Origin of the sequence: Streptomyces sp. UH6, from assembly GCF_013421635.1 — a bacterium.
In the GTDB taxonomy this organism is placed as follows: domain Bacteria; phylum Actinomycetota; class Actinomycetes; order Streptomycetales; family Streptomycetaceae; genus Streptomyces; species Streptomyces abyssomicinicus.
Window position 1 is genome coordinate 1 of record NZ_JACADT010000986.1, and the last position, 2,094, is coordinate 2,094.

The following is a 2,094-nucleotide window of genomic DNA, read 5'->3' on the forward strand; positions in this document are numbered from 1 at the left end:
CCCGCCTCGGAGGCACCCGCCATGGTGGCGCTGGCCTTCCCCGGCGAGTAGCCGATGGACTCCATCCACTGTCCGGTGCCCTCCAGCCCGTGGCCGCCGAACCAGCCGAAGAGCTTCTGCGTCCCGTGCGCCACGAGCACCCCGCCGGTGCCCGCCCGAAGCAGCAGCAGACCGAGATCACGCCGGTCGAAACACGTCACGTCGACTCCCTGAACCGATGACCGGTACCAACCGCCACCGAGTCCCCACGTTTCGGCCGTTCCACCCGCGCACGCGAGTGATCTCCGGGGGGCGCGGGGAGGTTACCCAGCCGTCATCTGCATGTCGTGTCCTCAACAACCGGGGGTCGTCCTGTCCCGTTCGAATGCCTTCCGCATCCCGTCCTCGCCCCCGTCCCGGAAGGCCACCATGGCAGCGCCCGACCGCACGACCTCGCACTCGTCCGAACTCCGCTCGGCGGCACGCGCGTGGGGACGCCGAAGATTCCTGACCACCACCGGCGCGGCGGCCGCGCTGGCGTTCGCGGTCAACCTTCCCGGCGCGGGGACCGCCGCCGCCGACGAGCTCGAGCCGGCCCGGCTGACGGAGGACCCGTTCACCCTCGGCGTGGCGTCCGGCGACCCGCTGCCCGACTCGGTGGCGCTGTGGACCCGGCTCGCCCCGAGGCCGCTGGAGCTCGACGGCGGCCTGCCGGACCGGCGGATCTCCGTGCACTGGGAACTCGCCCACGACGAGCGGTTCCGCCGGATCGCCCGGCGCGGACACGCCTGGGCCCACCCGGAGTTCGACCACGCCGTCCACGTCGACGTGCGGAACCTGCGGCCGGGCACCGTCTACCACTACCGCTTCCGCGCCGGTGACTGGATCAGCCCTGTCGGCCGCACCCGCACCGCCCCGGGGGCCGGCGCCCGGGTGGACGCCCTGAAGTTCGGCCTGGTCTCCTGCCAGCGGTACGACCAGGGTCACTGGACCGCCTACCGGCACCTGGCCGGCGAGGACCTGGACGCGGTCTTCCACCTCGGCGACTACCTGTACGAGTACGCGGTCAACGCCCAGGCGGGCGGGCGGGGTTACACGGACCGGGTGATCCCGGCCCACTTCAACCACGAGACGGTGACGCTGGAGGACTACCGCCTGCGGTACGCCCTCTACAAGTCCGACCCGGACCTGATCGCCGCCCATCTCGCCCACCCGTTCGTGGTGACCTGGGACGACCACGAGACGGAGAACAACTACGCGGGCGACACCCCGGAGAACACCGTCCCGCCGGAGGAGTTCCTGCTGCGCCGGGCCGCCGCGTACCGCGCGTACTGGGAGAACATGCCGCTGCGCGCCGCGCAGCGTCCCGAGGGCTCCGACCTGCGGCTGTACCGCCGCATGCACTGGGGCGACCTCGCCCAGTTCGACATCCTGGACACCCGCCAGTACCGCACCGACCAGGCCAACGGGGACGGCTGGAAGACGCCCACCGCCGCGTCCGAGGCCGAGTCGATGACGCTGACCGGGGCGGAGCAGGAGCGGTGGCTGACGGACGGGTGGCGGCGGTCCTCCGCGCTCTGGAACGTGGTGCCGCAGCAGGTGACCTTCAGCCGCCGCAACAACCCGGCGGCGGGCAACACCACCCTCTCCATGGACTCCTGGGACGGCTACCCCGCCTCGCGGCGACGGGTGCTGGAGGGATGGAAGGCGTCCGGCCAGGAGAACCTCATGGTCCTCACCGGTGACGTCCACGTGCACTACGGCCTGGACATCAAGGAGAACTTCGACGACCCGTCCTCGCGGACGCTGGGCACGGAGGTCGTCACCTCGTCGGTCTCCTCCGGCGGGAACGGGGCGGCACGGCCGGCCAACTGGGCGGGGTACCTGGAGCGCAACCCGCACCTGCGGTTCTACAACGGGCTGCGGGGTTACACGACGGTCGAGCTGGGGCGGCGGGTGGCCCGCACGGAGTTCAAGACCGTCGACCGGGTCACCGTCCCCGGCGCCCCCCTCACGGTCGCCGGCGCCTTCGTGACCGAATCCGGCAACCCGGGCCTGACCCCGGCCTGATCCGGTCTGGGCCCAGACCGGGCCCAGACCGGGGCGGGGCGGGTC

General features: G+C 72.3%; 2 protein-coding genes. One reads left to right on the forward strand and one right to left on the reverse strand.

Translation table 11 applies throughout. The annotated features are described in order from the left end of the window. Positions 1 to 200 (reverse strand): DoxX family protein (locus tag HW445_RS28335; protein WP_180223708.1); only part of this gene is annotated, 200 nt, incomplete at its 3' end. A gap of 208 nt (positions 201 to 408) precedes the next feature. Here HW445_RS28335 and HW445_RS28340 point away from each other — a divergent pair. Continuing rightward, positions 409 to 2,049 (forward strand): alkaline phosphatase, encoded by a 1,641-nt coding sequence (locus tag HW445_RS28340; RefSeq protein ID WP_180223709.1) that lies wholly within the window; start codon positions 409 to 411, stop codon positions 2,047 to 2,049. The last annotated feature ends 45 nt before the right edge of the window (positions 2,050 to 2,094 follow it).

Coding starts and splice junctions, on each gene's coding strand:
- HW445_RS28340 (WP_180223709.1), top strand. CDS start 409: ATGGCAGCGCCCGACCGCACGACCTCGCACTCGTCCGAACTCCGCTCG.